Here is an 18,809-nt window from a genome sequence, read left to right as displayed (position 1 = left end):
TTTAATAGGACTTTTACATCCAAACGTACAGTAAAAATAGACCAAATGTTAAAAATACCAATATCCAATATTGCTGAACTTTCCCCGATTGCCACTTACTTAAGAATTGTCCTGAAACTTGACTCATTTTTGTGCTGAAACCGACCAGTAAACCATCAACCAAAGATTGATCCATCCAAGCAATGATGTGTCCAGTTACTACTTGAAGCTGAGCTAGCCATACTAAAAATTTATCCAATATGAGGATATCGATGCGATGTGTCCATCTTGCTTTCCAAGGAATAAATTGAAAAATAGAAGGCCAAAATGCTGTCAAAAACTGGTAGTTTTTTGTTGGAATCCAATGTCGACTAAACCAGGTTAAACTTAGACCAAGTACCCAACTAATGGCTGTTATGATAAGCCAAAAGGATGGAACTTCGATTGTTTTTATTTGAAACCAATTCAGAATACTTGATTCCTGCGTATGAATTGGATTCCAGCTTGTCCAGAAAAACAAACTAAGCAAGGCTAAGATTTTCACGGGAATATGTTGAGATAAATCCCACTTTGAGGATTTTTCCAAAGCTAATTTTGCTCGATTTTCTCCCATGAATATGAGGTAGAATTGACGGCTGATATACCAATTACTTAACAGCATCCCGATAGCTAGGCAAGCTAATAAAGTCCAATAAATGGGGTAAAAAGGACTATTTTGCGCGTTTTCCCAAAGAAATCCAGCTAGGTTTTCTTTACTAAAAAATCCATTGGTGAAAGGCAATCCCATTAAGCTAGCAGCAAAAACACCATAGCCGAGTGCTGTCCAAGGGAGCTGTTTTCTAAGTCCACCCATTTGGTTCAAACTTTGGGCGTCCAAATGATGACTTGATTTTTGATGATGTAAATAATGTATAACTGATCCAGCAGCTAAGAATAAACCTGCTTTGAAAATACCGTGTACCACTAAATGCAATAGCGAAGCATCAGATCCCATACCCATCCACATCAGACCCAATTGTGAAATGGTAGAATACGCCAGCGCTTTTTTTATGTCATGTTGGAATAGGGCAAAAATGGCACCACTCACTAGAGAAATGGCTCCAACGACAGCCATGAAAAGATGAGTATCTTCACCCGTAAAAGGGTAGATTTTAATGCCTAAATAGACACCTGCTGCCACCATAGTAGCGGCATGAATTAAGGCAGAAGCAGGTGTTGGTCCTTCCATGGCATCGGGGAGCCAGGACATCAAAGGAAACTGAGCCGATTTTCCTATGGCACCTGCTAATAAAGCTAGGCCAATTGCAATAGGCGCAGGGCCTACTGAACCAATTTGCATGCTAGAAAATTCCATGGTGTCGAAATGGATCGACAATCCGATTAATCCAATAAGCAGTCCGATATCACCAAAACGGTTTAATAAAAAGGCTTTTTTAGCGGCTTTGATGGCCACTTCTTTTTGATACCAAAAACTGATTAATAAGTATGAACACGCACCCACCATTTCCCATGAAGCGTAAAATATCCAAATTTGATCCGCAAATAGTAAAGCATACATTGCCGCGGCAAATAAGTGTAAATACAAGTAATATCGGGCTAAATGAGGCTCATCCTTCAGGTAAGAACTAGAGAAAAGTTGTACAAAAAAGGCTACAGTAGCAACCAAAATAGCTACTATTTGAGAGGATGAACTAGCCTCAAAACTAGCTCTAAAAACCGAATCTCCTAAACTAAACCAGGGTAAGTGAATGGCATGAGGATTCCCTTGCAATTGGTAAATAAAATATATCAATCCAATGAATTGGATAAAAGATAATAGGATTGAAAAGGAAGAAAGTAAACGTGTAAGAATTTTGGAAAAAGCTGCGATGAGCATGGCCGAAATCCAAGGGAAAAGGAGGAGGCCAATAAATAAGGGGGTTAAGCCCATCGGGTTACACGAGTTTAATGTGCAAATATACAGTTCTTTGTTGTTTAACCGCCACTAACTGGTGGAATTAAGGCAATTTCCATGCCTTCATTCAAGATAAAATGGGCTTCTGGAAAATGATGTTCCGCAGCAATTCGTAAAGAAGGAAGCTTGGCTAAAGAAGGATAATTGGATTTTAATTTGTCTAAAAGCTGTGAGGCGGTTAATGTTTTCTCAGAACTCACCACAATTTCCTTATTTTGAAGTAAATCTCTTGTTAATCCAAAAAGTAGAATTCGATAGTTTGGCATTCGTTTGAGGTCGATTTTGTACCTTTGTATATAACACAAATATATTGGATATTTCTCAAAGCTTACCTTCTCCACGCACTATTCTCTATGATAATCATGGTAGAGAAATGACATATTTGCGATTGGCCGTCACAGACCGATGTAATTTGCGCTGTTTTTATTGTATGCCAGAAGAAGGAATCCATTATTTGCCCGAAAAACAATTATTGACCTGGGAAGAAATGTTGAGGATTGTACAGCAATTGTACCTATTAGGTTTAAGAAAAGTTAGAATTACTGGAGGGGAACCTTTGATACGTCAGGGAATCATGGAATTCCTAGAAGAGCTTAGTCGATTAGAAGGATTAGAAGTTTGTTTGACTAGTAATGGGGTTTTATTAGAAAAGCATATTCCTCAGCTGGTTAAATTAGGGGTTCGTTCGATCAATTTAAGTCTAGATTCAGTAGATAGGAAACGTTTTCATAAAATTACACGTAGGGATGATTTTGATGTGGTTTATTCGGCTATGTTGCGTTTGGTTGAGGCTGATTTTAAGGTGAAAATCAATGCGGTAGTGATGGATGGAAAGAATGAGCAGGATATACTTGCTTTGGCTCAATTAACGGAGCAATATCCTATTTCTGTTCGATTCATCGAAGAAATGCCTTTTAATGGATCGGGGAAAGGGCCTGCGATCATAAAATGGGATTTTATAAAAATTGTTGATCACTTGAAATCCCATTTTGGAAATATGCTGCCGATGGACCTAAGTTATGGGGAAACAGCTATGCGTTATCAAATACCTGGATTCAAAGGGGATGTTGGTGTAATTGCAGCTTTTAGTCGTACTTTTTGTGGAACCTGCAATCGTATTCGATTGACAGCTTTGGGGGAGGTGAAAACCTGTTTATATGACGATGGGGTTTTTGATTTAAAAGCATTTCTTCGTCAGGGAGTTAGTGATGAAGAAATTAGACAGACATTCATTACCTTATTTGGGAATAGACCCAAGGATGGTTTTGAAGCAGAAAAAAATAGAAAAGGAATTATAAACGAGTCTATGACTAGTATTGGCGGATAGTTATGAAAACAGTGAATGAAATTTTCCAGGGTTTTGATCGATTACAGGTTTTGGTCATTGGAGACTTAATGATTGACGCTTACACTTGGGGTAAGGTGAGTCGAATTTCTCCAGAAGCACCTGTTCCTGTGGTTCAAGTAATAAAAAAAGAAGCTAGACTGGGTGGAGCGGGAAATGTGGTTATGAATATCGCCAGCTTAGGTGCAAAACCTTGGGTAGTTTCTGTGGTTGGAGATGATGAAGCTGGAGCACAATTAAAATACTTATTGGAGAAAGAAGGAATTTCTTTAAGTGGAATTGTGGAGGAAAAAGGAAGAACTACATCCATCAAAGAAAGGATAATAGCTGGTTCTCAGCAATTGTTGCGGGTTGATTCAGAAACTGACAAATCCGTGCAACAGGCAAGCTCACAAGCACTTTTGGAGAAGGTAAAAGCTTGTATCAAGGAAATAGATGTAATTATTTTTGAGGATTACGACAAAGGTGTTTTGAACGAGCAATTCATTCAAGAAGTAATAACTTTGGCCAGAAAACAGGGTATTCCTACCGTGGTAGATCCTAAGAAACGCAACTTTTTTAATTACCGAGGAGCTACTTTATTTAAGCCTAATTTACATGAATTGCGTGATGGCTTGGGTCTTTTTCCTGAAGATTTGGAGGGGCAAAAATTATTGGAAACAGTTCATCAATTTAAAGAAAGTCAAGGTTTTGATGGGGTGTTTGTAACGCTATCAGAAAGAGGAGTATTGATGGACTTAGGGCAAGATCAAGTACGTATACCGGCGCATATTCGACAAATAGCCGATGTTTCAGGGGCTGGTGATACAGTGATTTCTATTGCCGCTTGTGCGCTAGCATTGGGATTACCAGCAAGGCATATTGCTTCCTTAGCTAATTTGGGCGGAGGGCTAGTTTGTGAATCTTTAGGTGTAGTTCCTATTGATAAAGAATTGTTGAAAAAAGAGGCCCAAAGCCACTTGATGTAATGGCATTTTTTACAACGCTGGCAAGGTTTCAAACCTTGACAGCGTTTGTCTAACGGACCATTTTTTGAATTATTGTATCAGGAAACTGATAAGCTATTCATTAACCCAAGCCGTGAATTCTATTTCTACCTTATACTGCGGCGCGATTAAAGCCGAAATTTCATATATACCTGTCGTTGGCTTAATTGCTCCAAAGAAATGAACGTGAGCCTTGGCAATATCTGCGTTTTTTGACATGTCTGTCGTGAAAATGCGTGTTCTAACCACATCATTGATGGATGAGCCGGCTTCTTCCAACACGACAGCGATTCGCTCAATGATGTTATATGTTTGAGCATACAAGTCATCTTCTTTTACTTTTTCGCCATCTACTAAGGCCACAGTGCCCGAGATCTCCACTAAATTTCCTGTTTTTACTGCACGGCAGTAACCAAATACGTCTTCAAATGGGGAACCACTTGAAATGGATATTCTATTGCTCATTTTTATTAATTAGGTGTGATACTTTTTCCCAGATATCTTTCTTAGCATAGCGAACTACTTCACCTATGATAATGACTGCTGGGTTGCGAAGGTCTTCATTTTTAGCCAAATTTTCAAGTTCTCCCGCAATTCCAAGACCTACTTTTTGTTGGGACATGGTACCATTTTGAACAATAGCAGCCGATATATTGGCTTTTCCAGCCTCTTGACAAATTTTTGAAATTTCGGCTAGTCGATGCATACCCATCAAAATAACGATGGTAGCCGTAGATTGTAAACCCAACTGTAAATCATTACTTAATGAGCCATCGGATTTTGTACCCGTCATAACCCAAAAGCTTTCATTTACACCTCTAATAGTCAAAGGGATATCCGCTGCTCCAGCTGCGGCATAAGATGAGCTAATGCCGGGGATATAAGCTGTTATTAAGCCAAATTGTTTGGCATATTCTATTTCTTCTTGACCTCTTCCAAAAACAAATGGGTCACCTCCTTTTAATCGAACAACATGGCCTAATTCATAAGCTTTTTTTATGATGAGGGTATTGATAGCATCTTGCGAATGACTTTCACCCGCTTTTTTTCCCACAAATATTTTTTCGCAGCCTTCTGAACAGTGATCCAATAGACAAGTATCTACTAAAGCATCAAATAAAACTACTTGAGCACTTTGTAAGGCTTTGATGGCTTTTAAGGTAATCAATTCAGGATCACCAGGTCCTGCCCCTACCACGCTCAGTTTGGGTTGAGGTTCCAATGATTTAAACCGACTTAATTGTTGGATCATCTTAATTACTGGCGATTGATTGGCGGAATAAACTAGCAGTTTCTAAAAAGCTCAATGCTTGCTGTGCATAAGCTTTCGCAAATACTTCGCTAGGTTCATGTTGGTTGATTTGAAGCACTATAGCCGAAAAACTATCTGCTTGTAATTCAAAATCTCCTGTTTGAACATACTGTTCATCAAATTTCGTAATAACGGCATGTTGTGTAGAAACTTGTACACTTTTATCTAACAACAAGGCCTTGGCAGCAGAAACAAATACACTGTAAGCGTGATAAATAGCATCTGCCCAGCGCTTATCTTCTAAGGCATTTTTGCACCAATCGTATTTTTCTTCGGATTCAAATAGTAATGTTGCTACTAAATCGATGATCACACTGGCGCATTCTCCCACCCCAATTTCCGTATGAAAGGCCTCAGCTGCTCCCCAGTCAATGAAATCATCATCTACTAGTGTTTGTAAATCGGCAATGGGTTTAAGCAAAGTATAGAAATATTTCTCACCTTGACGATCGTAGTATTGATGGAAATATTCACCTTCTAAGGCATTTTCTTCATAGTTGTTTAAGACAACGCGTAAAACTTCAGGGCCCCTTTTGGAAGGAACTTTGATCACTTTATCGGCTATTTTACCATCTCCATTTCCTAAAGTGGCTCCGCCCAAAAGAACTTGTAAAGCAGGAAGAACCCGTTTGTCTGGCGCTTTTAACGATGAGCCATGAAATCCAATGCTGGCCATGCTGTGTTGTCCACAAGCATTCATACAACCCGAAATTTTAATTTTCATCTGGCTATCATGTATTAACTCTGGAAAATCTTGAGAGATTACTTCCTCTAATTTTGACGTAATATTGGTAGAATCAGAAATAGCCAAATTACAAGTATCAGTACCAGGACAAGCCGTGATATTAGCTACCGAATTTGCTCCAGGAGATGCTAAAACATGGTCTTTAAGTACTTGGTAAACATAAGCCAAGTTTTGTTTTGGAACAAATTTGAATAACAAACCTTGATTGATGGTAATACGGACGTCATCACCAATATATCCTTCCAGAGCTTGCATGATGCTTCTAGAAGTATCACTGGAAATATTACCATTTAAAATACGAACATAAACACCAAAATAGCCCGCTTGCTTTTGCTCGAAGGTATTGGAACTTAACCACGTTTGATACTCAGCAGAACCATCTTCCGCCAGGTCGGCTAATTTTGTTGGAATAGAAACTTCCCAAATACCATCGCTAGGAATATCTACTACCTGATTTTTTAAAGCTTTAGTTTCGACATTGACCAAATCCATGAACGCCTCAAATCCAATTTTTTGAATTAGAAACTTCATGCGCGCTTTATGGCGAGAGTTTCTTTCTCCATGACGGTCAAACACACGTAATACCGCTTCCATGAATGGAATGATTTTGTTCTCAGCTAAAAACTCATAGGCCGTATAAGCTAACATCGGTTGAGCACCTAAGCCTCCACCAACTACCACTTTAAACCCTTTCACTCCTTGTTGAATTTTAGGAATAAATCCCATATCATGCAAATACGCCAGGGAAGTATCCTCGTCTGTATTGGAAAAAGAGATTTTTACTTTTCTTCCCATTTCTTGGCAAATCGGGTTTCTCAATAAATATCGAAAAGCCGTGTCAGCGTGGGCACTCACATCAAATAATTCTAAAGGATCTATACCCGAGGTAGGAGAGGCGGTAATATTTCTAACGGTATTTCCACAAGCTTCACGTAGGGTAATATCGTCTTGTTCTAATTTAGCCCATAATTCAGGTGTACGGTCCAAAGAAACAAAGTGAATTTGAATATCTTGACGCGTTGTTAAATGTAAATTTCCAGTCGAATATTCATCTGAAATAGCCGCAATGCGTCTCCACTGGTTGAACTTAATTTTTCCATATGGAAGTTTAATTCGAACCATTTGTACACCTTGTTGTCTCTGGCCATAAACACCTCGAGCCAATCGAAGGCTACGGAATTTCTCCTCATGTATCTCACCAGCTCGGAATTGAGCAATTTTATTAGCAAGATCAATGATGTCTTTTTCTACTATAGGATTTTCTATTTCTGAGCGGAAGCTTTGCATAATGGCGTATTTTAATCTTATATAAATCTTATATACTCTATATAATATATAGATTTTAAGCAAAATTACAAATTCAAGGCTATTCGACCAAGGATTTTTCATTAGAATGTGAAAAAATTCCATTGAAATCTTTAAAAGGAATCGTTAATTTTTGGCCAAATTTGTCGATAATGTCATTGTTAGCCATTACTCATATTCAATGAGGGCTTTTTTGAAGAAATCTAGGCAACGTGTTTCTTAAAAATTAGTTGAAATTCTACTAAAAAGGAAAGGATATGAATTGAGACTTCCATTCTTCAAAAGAATTGATTAGTTTTGCCCTCCCAAACAGAGGGGTGTCCGAGTGGTTGAAGGAGCACGCCTGGAAAGTGTGTATAGGTCTCAAGCTTATCGAGGGTTCGAATCCCTTCCCCTCTGCCAACAAGACAAATCTAGATCAGATTTGTCTTTTTTTATTTTAAGAAAGACTAAAACAGTTGAAATCAATACATTTGTTCACATTAATCCGTTGAACTATGTATATTCCTGCCATCAATCAAGTGACAGATTTAGGTGAAATCATCAACTTTATTCAAAAATTTAGTTTTGGAACGATTATCTCTATGATACACGGTCGACCGGTAGCAACTCAACTACCTTTTGTTTCACATCTGAGCGATAATAAGATTATTTTGCGCGCACATTTTGCCAAGGCGAATGAACAGTGGAAGCACTTAGTAGCACAAGAAAATTTACTAATATTTCAAGAACCTCATGCCTATATTTCTCCTAAACACTATGAGAAGGAGCAAAATGTACCCACTTGGAATTACATGACAGTACATCTGTATGCTAAAGCTAGAGTGGTGGATTCCTTGGAAGAAACGAAAGCTATTTTGGAAGAAAGCATCAATTTTTTCGAGAAGGATTATCAAGCACAATGGGCAAGTTTATCCGAATCCTATAAATCGAATATGATCCAGGGAATAGTCGCTTTCGAAATGGAAGTTTCTGAAATTCAAGCTAAAAAGAAAATAAGTCAGAATAGATCTGAAAAGGAGCAAGCACAAATCGCCCAAGCATTGTCGCAAAGTACCTTAAGCCACGAACGGCAAATTGCTGATTATATGAAAAAGAAATAGTTCGCTAGGCTGGAGACTTATTAATATAATTTTTTCATAAAAAAATTTGATTTTATTTACCTTGAAAGCAGACAGATAAGGTTTTTTATTTGGTGAAATTCGTTTACATTTATGCCAATTAATTAACCTATTTGAAAATGAAAAATAAAAATAACGATGGCTTAAATCGGAGGGATTTTCTTTCAAAAGCCAGTTTGGCCTTTGGTTCAATCATGATTGTTCCCAGGCATGTGCTAGGAGGTAAGCGTCCTGATGGAAGTTCATATCTCGCTCCTAGTGATGTACTTAATTTAGGATTTATCGGAACTGGAAAGCAAGGACGGGGATTGTCGAACTCTTTTTTGTCGACAGGCCAAGTAAGAATCAGCGCTATCAGCGAAGTTTACCAAGCCAAGGCTAATTTATTCTTGGACCGTGTCAAAGAAAATTATGCTAAAAATCCTTCTTGGGGAGCCTATGCTGCGATTCCCGTTTATCAAGATTATCGCGAATTATTAGCATCTAAAAATGTGGATGCCGTTGTTATTGCAACGCCTGACCATTGGCATGCAGCCATGGCCGTTCGAGCTGCGGAAGCGGGAAAGGATATTTACTGTGAAAAACCACTTTCATTGACAGTGAAAGAAGGCCGAGCCATGGTGAATGCTGCTCGTAAGCATAAGCGTGTATTTCAAACCGGAAGTATGCAGCGTTCCTGGCCGGAGTTTCGTCAAGCAGTAGAATTAATCCGTAATGGATATATTGGTGAAGTAAAATCCATCAAAGTTAATGTTGGACCTCCACCAGAGGCTTATCAATTACCAGCTCAATCCATTCCGGAGGGATTAGATTTTGAAAAATGGTTAGGACCTAATGAAGCTGTTGCTTTTAATACGGAATTAGCTCCACCTATTACGCAAGACGTTTTTCCCAATTGGAGAAAATACAAAGAGTTTGGCGGAGGCGGTATGACGGATTGGGGAGCGCATATGTTTGATATAGTGCAATGGGCATTGGATATGGATCAGTCTGGACCTGTGAAAGTAAGTGCTCCACAAGGCAAAGATCAGCCTTATTTAACCTATACATATGCCAATGGTATTACGATGACGCATCAACCATGGGAATGGAATAGTGGTGTGGAATTTGTTGGTACAGAAGGCACTTTACGAAGCGCCAGAAAAAAACTGGAGACTTCTAAGCCAGAGTTGAAAGATCGCGTTATAGGGCCAAATGAAAAGCATGTGTATAAAAGTGAAAACCATTATGTAGACTTTATTCAGGCGATACGCAATAGAACGATGCCTATTTGTGATGTAGAAGTAGGACACCGAACAGCTTCCGTTTGTAACATTGGAAACATTGCTTATGCTGTGAATAAATCTTTGGAATGGAATCCAAAATCGGAGAAATTTAACGATGCTGACGCGAATGCCTTATTAGGAAGAAAATTGAACAAAACTTGGGGAATTAAAATTTAAACAATGAATATGAAAAAGATTGTATTGACAATGATGTTAGGCCTTTTGGCTTGTAACGTAGGTTTCTCTCAAAAAGGGAAATGGGTTGAATTATTTGATGGTAAAACCTTAGATGGATGGAAGGCAAGTGAAAGACCAGAATCCTTTCGGGTAGAAGATGGTAATTTAGTGGTGGAAGGAATGCGCGCGCATTTGTACTATGATGGGGCATTTAATAACCATAATTTCAAAGATTTTGAAGTTCAAGCTCGTATTATGACTTTTCCAGGAGCAAACTCTGGATTATATGTACATACGGACTTTTTGCCTAGCGAATGGCCTAAACAAGGTTATGAGATTCAGGTAAACAATTCTCACACAGATTGGAGAAGATCGGCTAGTTTATATAATGTGGTGGATTGTGCCGAGGTGTACGTGAAGGATAATGAATGGTATGACATGGTAGTCACGGTCAAAGGAAATCGGATTGTGACTAAACTTAACGGAATCACTGTTGTGGATTATACCCAACCAGCTAGTCCATTAAGAAATAAAGGCCAGGAATTACGACTAATAAAAAATGGGACCATCGCTATTCAAGCACATGATCCCAAATCTAAAGTAATGTATAAGTCGATTAAAGTTCGACTTCTATAAATCTACGGCTTCACCATAGGCCGCTTCTGTTGCACCTTTAAATGCTTCAGAAATGGTCGGGTGAGGGTGTACTGACTTCATGATTTCATAAGCAGTACTTTCTAATTTACGAACGACAACCGCTTCTGCAATTAGTTCTGTTACGTTATAACCGATCATGTGAGCACCAAGTAGTTCGCCGTATTTAGCATCATAGATAACTTTCACAAAGCCATCGCGAGCACCAGCTGCGGTGGCTTTTCCTGATGCAACAAATGGGAATTTACCTACTTTAATATCGTAACCTGCTTCCTTAGCTTTCTTTTCCGTCATACCTACAGATGCAATCTCTGGAGTACAGTAAGTACATCCTGGGATATTAGTATAATCTAAAGCTTCAGTTTTATGTCCTGCAATTTTTTCTACACAAATAATCCCTTCTGCAGAAGCAACGTGCGCTAAAGCTGGACCAGGGGTAACATCACCAATGGCAAAATAGCCTGGCATGTTGGTTTCGTACCATGCGTTAACAGGGATTTTACCTTTGTCAACGATGATGCCAACTTCTTCTAAACCTATGTTTTCTAAGTTAGCTATTACACCAGCTGCCGATAATACGATATCACATTCGATTTCTTGATTACCAGTTGGAGTTTTAATAGAAACTTTGCATCCTTTTCCTTTGGTATCTACTTTCTCAACACTTGAATTCGTCAAGATATCGATACCCATTTTTTTGTATTGTTTAGCCAATTCTTTGGATACATCCTCATCTTCCACAGGAACCACGTTAGGAAGAAATTCCACAATGGTTATTTTGGTTCCCATGGCGGCATATACATAGGCAAACTCAACTCCAATAGCTCCAGAACCAATAATTACCATCGAATCTGGTCTTTTACTAAGGCTCATTGCTTTGCGGTATTCGATTACTTTTTCTCCATCAATTGGGATGTTTGGTAAAGCTCTAGCACGTGCACCGGTTGCAATCATCACGTTTTTTGCTTCGTAGATGGTTGATTTGCCGTCAGCATCCGTTACCTCTACTTTTTTCCCAGGCTTGATTTTTCCAAAACCCATGATCACATCGATTTTGTTTTTTTTCATCAAAAACTGAACGCCTTTACTCATGCTATCCGCAACTCCGCGTGAGCGTTGAATTACTGCGTTAAAATCGGCTTCTGCTCCTTTTACGGTTATACCATAATCAGCAGCATGTTTGATGTATTCAAAAACCTGAGCAGATTTTAAAAGTGCTTTTGTGGGGATACAACCCCAGTTTAGGCAGATTCCGCCTAGAGATTCTTTTTCCACGACTGCACATTTTAAGCCTAATTGAGAAGCTCGTATCGCGGCTACATACCCTCCCGGGCCTGATCCTACCACGATTAAATCGTATTGTTGCGCCATTGTATTGCTTGAATTAAATGAATTTGTCCGCAATTTAGCACAAAAGCGGGTATATTTGTAGCTTAATTACACATTTAGGTATGACAAAAGACAGGTTCAATGACCTGAAAGCCAGAATAGAGGCTTTAAGGAGGTATCTTTGACTACGATCACAAAAAATATTTGATTTCCGAATTGGAAACAGTGACCTTGGATCCCGAGTTTTGGAATAATCCAGACAAAGCGGAAAGTACCATGCGAGAAATGCGGGGCTTAAAATTTTGGACGGAGGGTTTCGACAAACTTAAATCTTCCATGGATGATTTAGAAACCATTTGGGAGTTCTATGAGTCAGGCGATGCGACTGAAATAGAGGTAGATCAAGAGGGAGCCAAATTAGAAGAAAAGCTAGAGGCTTTGGAGTTCCGTAAAATGATGTCAGAAGAAGGCGATCAAATGAGCGCCGTCATAGAGATCAATGCGGGAGCAGGTGGAACAGAGTCACAAGATTGGGCAAGCATGTTACTGCGCATGTATTCCATGTGGGCAGAAAAGAATGGTTTCAAAGTTCGTTTGGTGGATTCCAATGATGGAGATGTTGCGGGTTTAAAATCCGTGACCATCGAAATTGAAGGGGAATTTGCCTACGGAAATTTAAGGTCCGAAAATGGGGTTCATCGTTTAGTCCGAATTTCACCTTTTGATTCCAATGCTCGTCGACATACCTCTTTTGCCTCTGTGTATGTCTATCCACTTGCTGATGATTCCATTGAAATTGATGTGAATCCAGCAGATATTGATTGGGATACTTTTCGTTCCGGAGGTGCTGGAGGACAGAATGTCAATAAGGTGGAAACGGCAGTACGTTTAACTCACAGGCCTTCGGGTATTATTATTGCTTGTCAGCAAGAAAGATCACAATTACAAAATAAGGAAGTGGCTTTACGTTTATTGAAATCAAAATTATACCAAATTGAGATTGATAAGCGAAATGCGGCAAGAGCTGAAGTGGAAGCAGGTAAGAAAAAAATTGAGTGGGGTTCTCAGATCCGAAGTTATGTATTGGATGATAGACGAGTGAAAGATCACCGAACAAACCATCAAACTTCCAATACAGACGCTGTATTGGATGGCGAGATTAATGAGTTCATAAAGGCGTTTTTGATGGGTAATTAAATACCAGATTGTAATAGTTTGATCTTATATCAATCGGATTCGGGAAGATTCAAGAGGATTTGGGTAGATTCGGAGTGGTTCAGGTAGATACGTGGTGGTTCAGGTAGATACGTGGTGGTTCAGGTAGATTTGACAACTTTTCAAAAGTTGTCAAATCTAAATGTCAAGTCAAAATTACCGAACGCCCTTATTTTTTATTTGTAACTTCTTGATTATTTTCTTCCAACTGCTGAAGAAATTCAACAAGTTTATCTTTTGCTAAGGAAAGCGCTAAAGCGATGGCATATGATTTAATGGCCCCACCTAGGAATGAACTGCCTTCTTTGGTGTCTAATTTTGATTTTTTCTCAGAGCCTGATAGTAAAGAATATAGTAAGTAGGAACCCAACAACACTCCACCTATAAGTAGGGCCTGGCTTCCTTTTTCTTTGATTTGTTGTTTTATTTCACCCACTTCTTCTGAAAGTTCTTTTTCATAGATCTCTGCTTGGGCGATTAAATCTTCTTTCTTGCTTTTTGCTCGGCTCATGATTCGATCTCTTCTTCTGTTTCTTGGGGAATGATTTCCTCTATTTCTTCTTCTTTTTTACCTTGTTTTTTGAGATTACTCAGTAAAATTAAACTGACAATCGTGCTGAATCCAGCCACTATTAAATATCCCCAATAAGCACTTTTTAACCATTCATTTAAAAAGTTGGCTAAGCCCATTAAGGCAAAAAACAGGGTAATTAATACCGCAAAAGCAGTTAGTAAAAAGGTGAAAATTCGAGTCAATAGTTCTTCGATTCGTTCTTGGATGTCTAACTTCACCAATTCGAATTGAGTCTTGAGGTAATTACTCAAGAGATCGATTAACCTATTGTTATCGAAAAATCCCATTTATTTTTGTTTAAGTTTAGCCTCAATCGAATGTTGTGTGTGAGGAACCAAACGCAATCTCTCTTTGGAAATTAATTTGCCACTTTCCACGCAAATTCCGTAGGTGCCATTTTTAATTCGCATAAGTGCTTTTTCTAAGTTGCCAGCAAACTTCTGTTGGCGAACGGCCAATTGGTTCATGTTTTCTTTTTCGGCCGTATCTGCACCATCTTCCATTACTTTGGAATTTCCTGCAGTATCGTCTGTACCTGGATCATTTTTCTTACTTAACGTTTCTCTCAAATACGTTAACTCTGCTTTAGTTTCTTCTAGTTTTTTAAGAATAATATCTTCAAATTCCTTTAATTCTTCCGCTGAATACCTTTGCTTTTCTTCGTTTCCCATGTTCTAAATAATGCTTAATCTGAATGTTGAATAAATATTTTGCCTATGCAAGTATTTGTTAATCAGTGATTTAGTTTCGTTTCTTATAATGGTAGCACAAATATAAATTTATCTATTTGAAATAGATAATTATTATATAAAATTGAATTTAAATTTTTAGGATTTAAAATTCTTTTTCCATTGATTTAGTCCTCTGATAGCCAGCAAGATAAATAGCACATAAAGTAAGCTGGTTCCCCAAAGTGCTTTCTGTATATACATCAATACATAGATTGCATCAATGATGATCCAAAGTGTCCAATTTTCTATTTTTTTGTTAATTGCTAACCAGGTTCCGAAAATGCTAAGTCCTGTTAAAGTAGCATCTAGGTAGGCAAATGAAACCAAATTAGTTAGACGGCTATGAAGAAACCCGACTACCAAACCATAAATGATGGCTAATGTGATTCCTAGGATGAGTAGTTGGTTACTACTTTTTTCAGCCTTCCAATTTGGCTCTTCTTTCCTCCATTGATAAAAGCCATATATTCCCATGGCAATAAAAAAAACTTGTAATTCCATATCGGAGTACAAGCCATGCTGATAAAATAATATACCAAATAAAATAGATCCGAGGATATTCCAAATCCAGGCTGCTAACTGCTGTTTGATAGAAAAATAGACTCCCAATAGGGAGCAAATAATCCCACTAAACTCCCAGATATTCTCTTGAATCCATTGAATGATCATGCTTTGGGCTTATTTTTTTCAAAGTAGGCACAAAAATGACTGATCTGGCAAGTAGAGCACATGGGTTTTCTAGCCAAACAAATGTATCGGCCATGTAATATTAACCAATGATGCGCCCGGGCAATCACTTCATCAGGAAGGTTTTTAACCAAGATTTGCTCCACTTTTAATGGAGTAGTGGCAGTCTGTGGGACTAATCCTAATCTTCTTGATACTCGATAGACATGCGTATCCACCGCCATGGCAGGTTGGTTGTAGATCACCGATGCAATGACATTGGCTGTTTTTCGGCCAACGCCCGGAAGTGTTTGCAAATCTTCCAAGGATTCTGGAACTTCTCCTTGAAATGAATCTATTAGTTTTTGACCCAAACCCAATAAATGCTTGGCTTTATTGTTTGGATAAGAAACAGACCGAATGTAATTGAATATTTCATCGACACTGGATTCGGCTAATTCTTTAGGACTAGGGAATCGTTGGAAAAGAGCAGGAGTTACTTGATTAATACGTTTGTCCGTACATTGTGCAGACAGGACCACAGCCACTAATAATTCGTAAGGATTACTGTAGTGTAATTCGGTTTCTGCCTCTGGAAAAGAGCTGGAAAAATGATCTACAAATGCTTGAAATCGTTCTTTTCTTTGCATGAAAATGACTTTCTACAAAGGTAAGAAAAATTTCAAGGCTGGATGCCCATCCATTAGGATTGAATGGGCATCTGATGCTTTGAATAGGCTAAAATAGCTTCTATGGTTCTACTAGGAGGTTCTAGTAGGGCATTGTCTAGTGACAATTTGACCTTTTGGAGGGAAGCCAATTCCGATTGATCTTCCAAGCTTAAAACTATTGAAAACCCTGACTGGGGTTCATAAAGGGTTTTGACTAGGTCATTTGTGGTAAATTTTTGCGTCATAGGCATTCTCTTGTTTTTCTAGCATTTTTCTTAGGTTGATCAATGCATATCGCATTCTTCCTAAGGCCGTATTGATGCTAACTTGAGTTTGTGCCGCTATTTCTTGGAAACTTAATTCTTCGTAATGACGCATCACAAGGACCTCTCGTTGTTCATCAGGCAGTTTTTTAATTAATTCTCTGATATTAACGATTTGATCCTCTTTTAATTGTATCTCCTCTGCAGAATCTTCTGCAAATTCAAAACTGTTGAAAACTTTAGATCCATCTTCCAAGACGATGGTCGGATACCTTTTGTCTTTCCTGAAATAATCAATGGCTAAATTATGGGCTATTCGAACAACCCAAGGCAGAAATTTGCCTTCTTCATTGTAGCGGCCCGACTTTAATACATCGATTGCTTTGATATAAGTTTCCTGCAAAAGATCTTCTGCGATGTAGCGATCTTTAACGATTAAGTAGAGGGTCGTGTAAACTTTTGATTTACTTCTTTTAACCAACGTTTCAAACGCTTGGTCGTTGCCTTGGATGTACGCTGATACCAACGCTGCATCGTTAACTTGATTTTTGATCATAAAAATTCAAAATTGTTAACGTAGAGTTTTATCTCATGCAGGGTCTCCTATTGTTTGGTTGGCGAATTGATTTCGGTTCAAAAGTAAATAAAACTTTTATAAATCAAAATGCTTCACCGTAATTGATATAAAATTTTAAATATTTTTTTTTGTCATTTCAAGCTTACATGAGTTATGCAAGCATCATTTTTTATTAGATTTGTCAAACAAACCAAAATTAACACCCAATGAAAAAAATGAAAAATATTGCCATTGGACTATCGTTGGCATTTTTTGCTTTTACGGCTGATGCACAGACAGCTGTAACAGATTATGCTGGTAATTATAAATTACAAGATAATCCTTATGTTAAGTCAGTAAAATTGACTCCCAAAGATGGAAAATTAGTGATGTCTGCCGAAGGTTTCCCAGATTCAGAATTAGCTGTAGGTAAAAAAGCGGATGAATTTGTATTGGAAAGTATGGGTGCTACCATCACATTTGAGCGCGTAAATGGCCAAGTGAGTGTGATTAAAATTGATGCTCAAGGACAAGTTTTAGCAGGTCAAAAGGAAATGACAAAATCAGCAGGAGATGAATATGCTGGGTCATTTAAAATGGCAGAAAATGAATATGTGAAGAAAATTTTAATTGCCGCCAAAGAAGGGAAGCTTTTCTTATCCTCTGATGCAGGTGGTGCTGAGCCAGCAGAATTAAAACCTTCTAAAGATGCTGATGTGTATACAGCGACCATTCAAGGTTATGATGCGGATATTATTTTCTCCAGAACAGACGGAAAAGTAGCTGCCATCAAATTGTCAGTGGCAGGTGGCGCTGTAGTTTTGACAGGCCAAAGAGATTAATCGTCAGTTACTAGTTAGTGAAAAGGGGCAATCGATAGATTGCCCCTTTTTTATCATATACTCGATAAACTATAACAAATATTTTTTTAATTTAACTCGTTGATTTTGTGCGGTTTATAAAAAAATTACTTTAAAAAATTGATGGGGAGCAATATTATTTATTGATATAACGCAAGTTGATTTCTTTTAAATATCTTCAATTTTGCACTACAAGGAACAGGAAATCAGCAAAGGCTGATTAGCTGATGATTAGCTAGGTGTTCTTTCGAATGCCTAACCGCTTTTAATCTAGAATGATGAATTTTTTAGATTCAATCATTTTTAATGGATGTTTTTGTTGTTTAAAGGACGCTTTAAATAACAGAAATGTCCTAACTCAACTGTCTTTTATAAAGCTGTATCGTATTTTCTAAGCCATAATATAGCGCATCGCAAATCAAGGCATGCCCAATGGATACTTCATCCAATGGTTGAACATTCGCTTTAAAAAATGCCAAATTTTCCAAACTTAAATCATGGCCAGCATTTACTCCCAAGCCCAATTGATGAGCCCTAAAGGCTGCTTTTCTGTAAGCAGTAACAGCCTGCGTGGGGTGATTTGGAAAATCCTCAGCAAAAGGTTCTGTATATAGTTCAATGCGATCAGCTCCGGTGGTTTTGGCGGCCTCAACCATTTCTAAAATCGGATCCACAAAAATGGATGTACGAATACCCGCCGCCTTGAAAGGTGCGATGAGTCGAATCAGTAAATCTTGATGTTTTACCGTATCCCAGCCATGATTGGAAGTGATTTGACCAAGAGCATCGGGCACTAAGGTTACTTGTTCAGGTCTAACGGACAGCACCAACTCAACAAATTTTTCTTCTAAAGGATTTCCTTCAATATTGAATTCGGTTTGTATGACTTTTTTTAAAGCATGGACATCAGCATATCGAATATGTCTTTCATCAGGTCTAGGATGTACCGTGATCCCTTCTGCTCCAAATCGTTCACAATCTAAAGCCACCTGAATTAAATCTGGATTGTTCCCTCCACGCGAATTTCGGAGAGTAGCAATTTTATTAATGTTTACGCTGAGTCTAGTCATATCATAAAAAAGGCCGGATAAACCGGCCATT

The 18,809-nt window shown here is 38.3% G+C and carries 20 protein-coding genes and 1 tRNA gene; 8 read left to right on the top strand and 13 right to left on the bottom strand.

Going from position 1 to position 18,809, the window contains the following annotated elements; genetic code table 11:
- Positions 1–13 precede the first annotated feature (13 nt).
- Both G9H65_RS06410 and G9H65_RS06405 read right to left on the bottom strand, forming a co-directional pair.
- On the bottom strand, positions 14–1,909 hold the full coding sequence (locus G9H65_RS06410) for an NADH-quinone oxidoreductase subunit 5 family protein (protein WP_166374519.1): 1,896 nt from the start codon (positions 1,907–1,909) through the stop codon (positions 14–16).
- A 44-nt stretch (positions 1,910–1,953) separates the two neighbouring features.
- The gene (locus tag G9H65_RS06405) at positions 1,954–2,199 is read right to left on the bottom strand and encodes a MoaD/ThiS family protein (protein ID WP_166374518.1); all 246 of its coding nucleotides are present in this window, start codon (positions 2,197–2,199) and stop codon (positions 1,954–1,956) included.
- Positions 2,200–2,279: 80 nt separating this feature from the next.
- Here G9H65_RS06405 and moaA point away from each other — a divergent pair, with 80 nt between their 5' ends.
- A complete protein-coding gene (moaA, locus tag G9H65_RS06400) occupies positions 2,280–3,260 on the top strand; it encodes a GTP 3',8-cyclase MoaA (protein WP_166374585.1) in 981 nt (326 codons plus the stop codon).
- A gap of 2 nt (positions 3,261–3,262) precedes the next feature.
- On the top strand, positions 3,263–4,246 hold the full coding sequence (locus tag G9H65_RS06395; protein ID WP_166374517.1) for a bifunctional heptose 7-phosphate kinase/heptose 1-phosphate adenyltransferase: 984 nt from the start codon (positions 3,263–3,265) through the stop codon (positions 4,244–4,246).
- A gap of 93 nt (positions 4,247–4,339) precedes the next feature.
- Here the strand turns inward: G9H65_RS06395 and G9H65_RS06390 are convergent, their stop codons facing one another.
- Genes G9H65_RS06390 through G9H65_RS06380 form a run of 3 tightly spaced genes read right to left on the bottom strand, consistent with a single transcriptional unit; the run spans position 4,340 to position 7,608 of the window.
- Positions 4,340–4,729 (bottom strand): RidA family protein, encoded by a 390-nt coding sequence (locus G9H65_RS06390; protein ID WP_166374516.1) that lies wholly within the window; start codon positions 4,727–4,729, stop codon positions 4,340–4,342.
- Positions 4,719–5,516 (bottom strand): uroporphyrinogen-III C-methyltransferase, encoded by a 798-nt coding sequence (cobA, locus tag G9H65_RS06385; protein WP_166374515.1) that lies wholly within the window; start codon positions 5,514–5,516, stop codon positions 4,719–4,721. The genes G9H65_RS06390 and cobA overlap by 11 nt, the downstream gene beginning before the upstream one ends.
- Before the next feature lies 1 nt (position 5,517).
- Positions 5,518–7,608, bottom strand: coding sequence for a HEPN domain-containing protein (locus G9H65_RS06380; RefSeq protein ID WP_166374514.1), 2,091 nt, complete (start codon positions 7,606–7,608; stop codon positions 5,518–5,520).
- Positions 7,609–7,937: 329 nt separating this feature from the next.
- Here G9H65_RS06380 and G9H65_RS06375 point away from each other — a divergent pair.
- The 4 genes from G9H65_RS06375 (at position 7,938) to G9H65_RS06360 (ending at position 10,825) form a co-directional block, all read left to right on the top strand.
- A tRNA-Ser gene (locus tag G9H65_RS06375) sits at positions 7,938–8,028 on the top strand.
- Between the two features lie 95 nt (positions 8,029–8,123).
- Complete coding sequence (locus G9H65_RS06370; protein ID WP_166374513.1) at positions 8,124–8,729, top strand: FMN-binding negative transcriptional regulator; 606 nt, start codon at positions 8,124–8,126, stop codon at positions 8,727–8,729.
- Positions 8,730–8,866: 137 nt separating this feature from the next.
- Positions 8,867–10,189, top strand: a complete 1,323-nt coding sequence (locus G9H65_RS06365) for a Gfo/Idh/MocA family protein (protein ID WP_166374512.1) — start codon at positions 8,867–8,869, stop codon at positions 10,187–10,189.
- A gap of 9 nt (positions 10,190–10,198) precedes the next feature.
- Positions 10,199–10,825, top strand: coding sequence for a 3-keto-disaccharide hydrolase (locus G9H65_RS06360; protein ID WP_166374511.1), 627 nt, complete (start codon positions 10,199–10,201; stop codon positions 10,823–10,825).
- On the opposite strand, the gene lpdA is transcribed toward G9H65_RS06360, so the two are convergent.
- The gene (gene lpdA, locus G9H65_RS06355) at positions 10,820–12,214 is read right to left on the bottom strand and encodes a dihydrolipoyl dehydrogenase (protein ID WP_166374510.1); all 1,395 of its coding nucleotides are present in this window, start codon (positions 12,212–12,214) and stop codon (positions 10,820–10,822) included. The two genes, G9H65_RS06360 and lpdA, sit on opposite strands and share 6 nt — an antisense overlap.
- Positions 12,215–12,294: 80 nt before the next feature.
- On the opposite strand from lpdA, the gene prfB reads away from it, so the two are divergent.
- Positions 12,295–13,369 (top strand): peptide chain release factor 2 gene (gene prfB / locus G9H65_RS06350; protein WP_166374509.1). Its coding sequence is split into 2 segments (ribosomal slippage): positions 12,295–12,354 and positions 12,356–13,369, totalling 1,074 coding nucleotides; the frame shifts between segments, so codons are not numbered across the junction.
- Positions 13,370–13,556: 187 nt separating this feature from the next.
- Here the strand turns inward: prfB and G9H65_RS06345 are convergent.
- The 6 genes from G9H65_RS06345 to G9H65_RS06320 all read right to left on the bottom strand — a co-directional run bounded on the left by G9H65_RS06345 (position 13,557) and on the right by G9H65_RS06320 (position 16,848).
- Complete coding sequence (locus tag G9H65_RS06345; protein WP_166374508.1) at positions 13,557–13,898, bottom strand: hypothetical protein; 342 nt, start codon at positions 13,896–13,898, stop codon at positions 13,557–13,559.
- A complete protein-coding gene (locus G9H65_RS06340; protein WP_262887525.1) occupies positions 13,895–14,248 on the bottom strand; it encodes a phage holin family protein in 354 nt (117 codons plus the stop codon). The genes G9H65_RS06345 and G9H65_RS06340 overlap by 4 nt, the downstream gene beginning before the upstream one ends.
- Complete coding sequence (locus G9H65_RS06335) at positions 14,249–14,632, bottom strand: TraR/DksA family transcriptional regulator (protein WP_166374506.1); 384 nt, start codon at positions 14,630–14,632, stop codon at positions 14,249–14,251.
- Positions 14,633–14,788: 156 nt separating this feature from the next.
- The gene (gene pnuC, locus G9H65_RS06330; protein WP_166374505.1) at positions 14,789–15,361 is read right to left on the bottom strand and encodes a nicotinamide riboside transporter PnuC; all 573 of its coding nucleotides are present in this window, start codon (positions 15,359–15,361) and stop codon (positions 14,789–14,791) included.
- Complete coding sequence (nth, locus tag G9H65_RS06325; RefSeq protein WP_166374504.1) at positions 15,358–16,008, bottom strand: endonuclease III; 651 nt, start codon at positions 16,006–16,008, stop codon at positions 15,358–15,360. The genes pnuC and nth overlap by 4 nt, the downstream gene beginning before the upstream one ends.
- 240 nt (positions 16,009–16,248) lie before the next feature.
- Positions 16,249–16,848, bottom strand: coding sequence for an RNA polymerase sigma factor (locus G9H65_RS06320; protein WP_166374503.1), 600 nt, complete (start codon positions 16,846–16,848; stop codon positions 16,249–16,251).
- Positions 16,849–17,075: 227 nt separating this feature from the next.
- Here G9H65_RS06320 and G9H65_RS06315 point away from each other — a divergent pair, with 227 nt between their 5' ends.
- Entirely contained in the window at positions 17,076–17,690 is a 615-nt protein-coding gene (locus G9H65_RS06315) for a class I SAM-dependent methyltransferase (protein WP_166374502.1), read from the top strand.
- A gap of 371 nt (positions 17,691–18,061) precedes the next feature.
- Here the strand turns inward: G9H65_RS06315 and G9H65_RS06310 are convergent, their stop codons facing one another.
- Positions 18,062–18,778, bottom strand: coding sequence for a pyridoxine 5'-phosphate synthase (locus tag G9H65_RS06310; RefSeq protein WP_166374501.1), 717 nt, complete (start codon positions 18,776–18,778; stop codon positions 18,062–18,064).
- Positions 18,779–18,809: the final 31 nt, after the last annotated feature.

This window comes from Aquirufa ecclesiirivi, assembly GCF_011250515.1.
GTDB lineage: Bacteria > Bacteroidota > Bacteroidia > Cytophagales > Spirosomataceae > Aquirufa > Aquirufa ecclesiirivi.
This window is presented reverse-complemented; position numbering and strand designations above follow the sequence as displayed.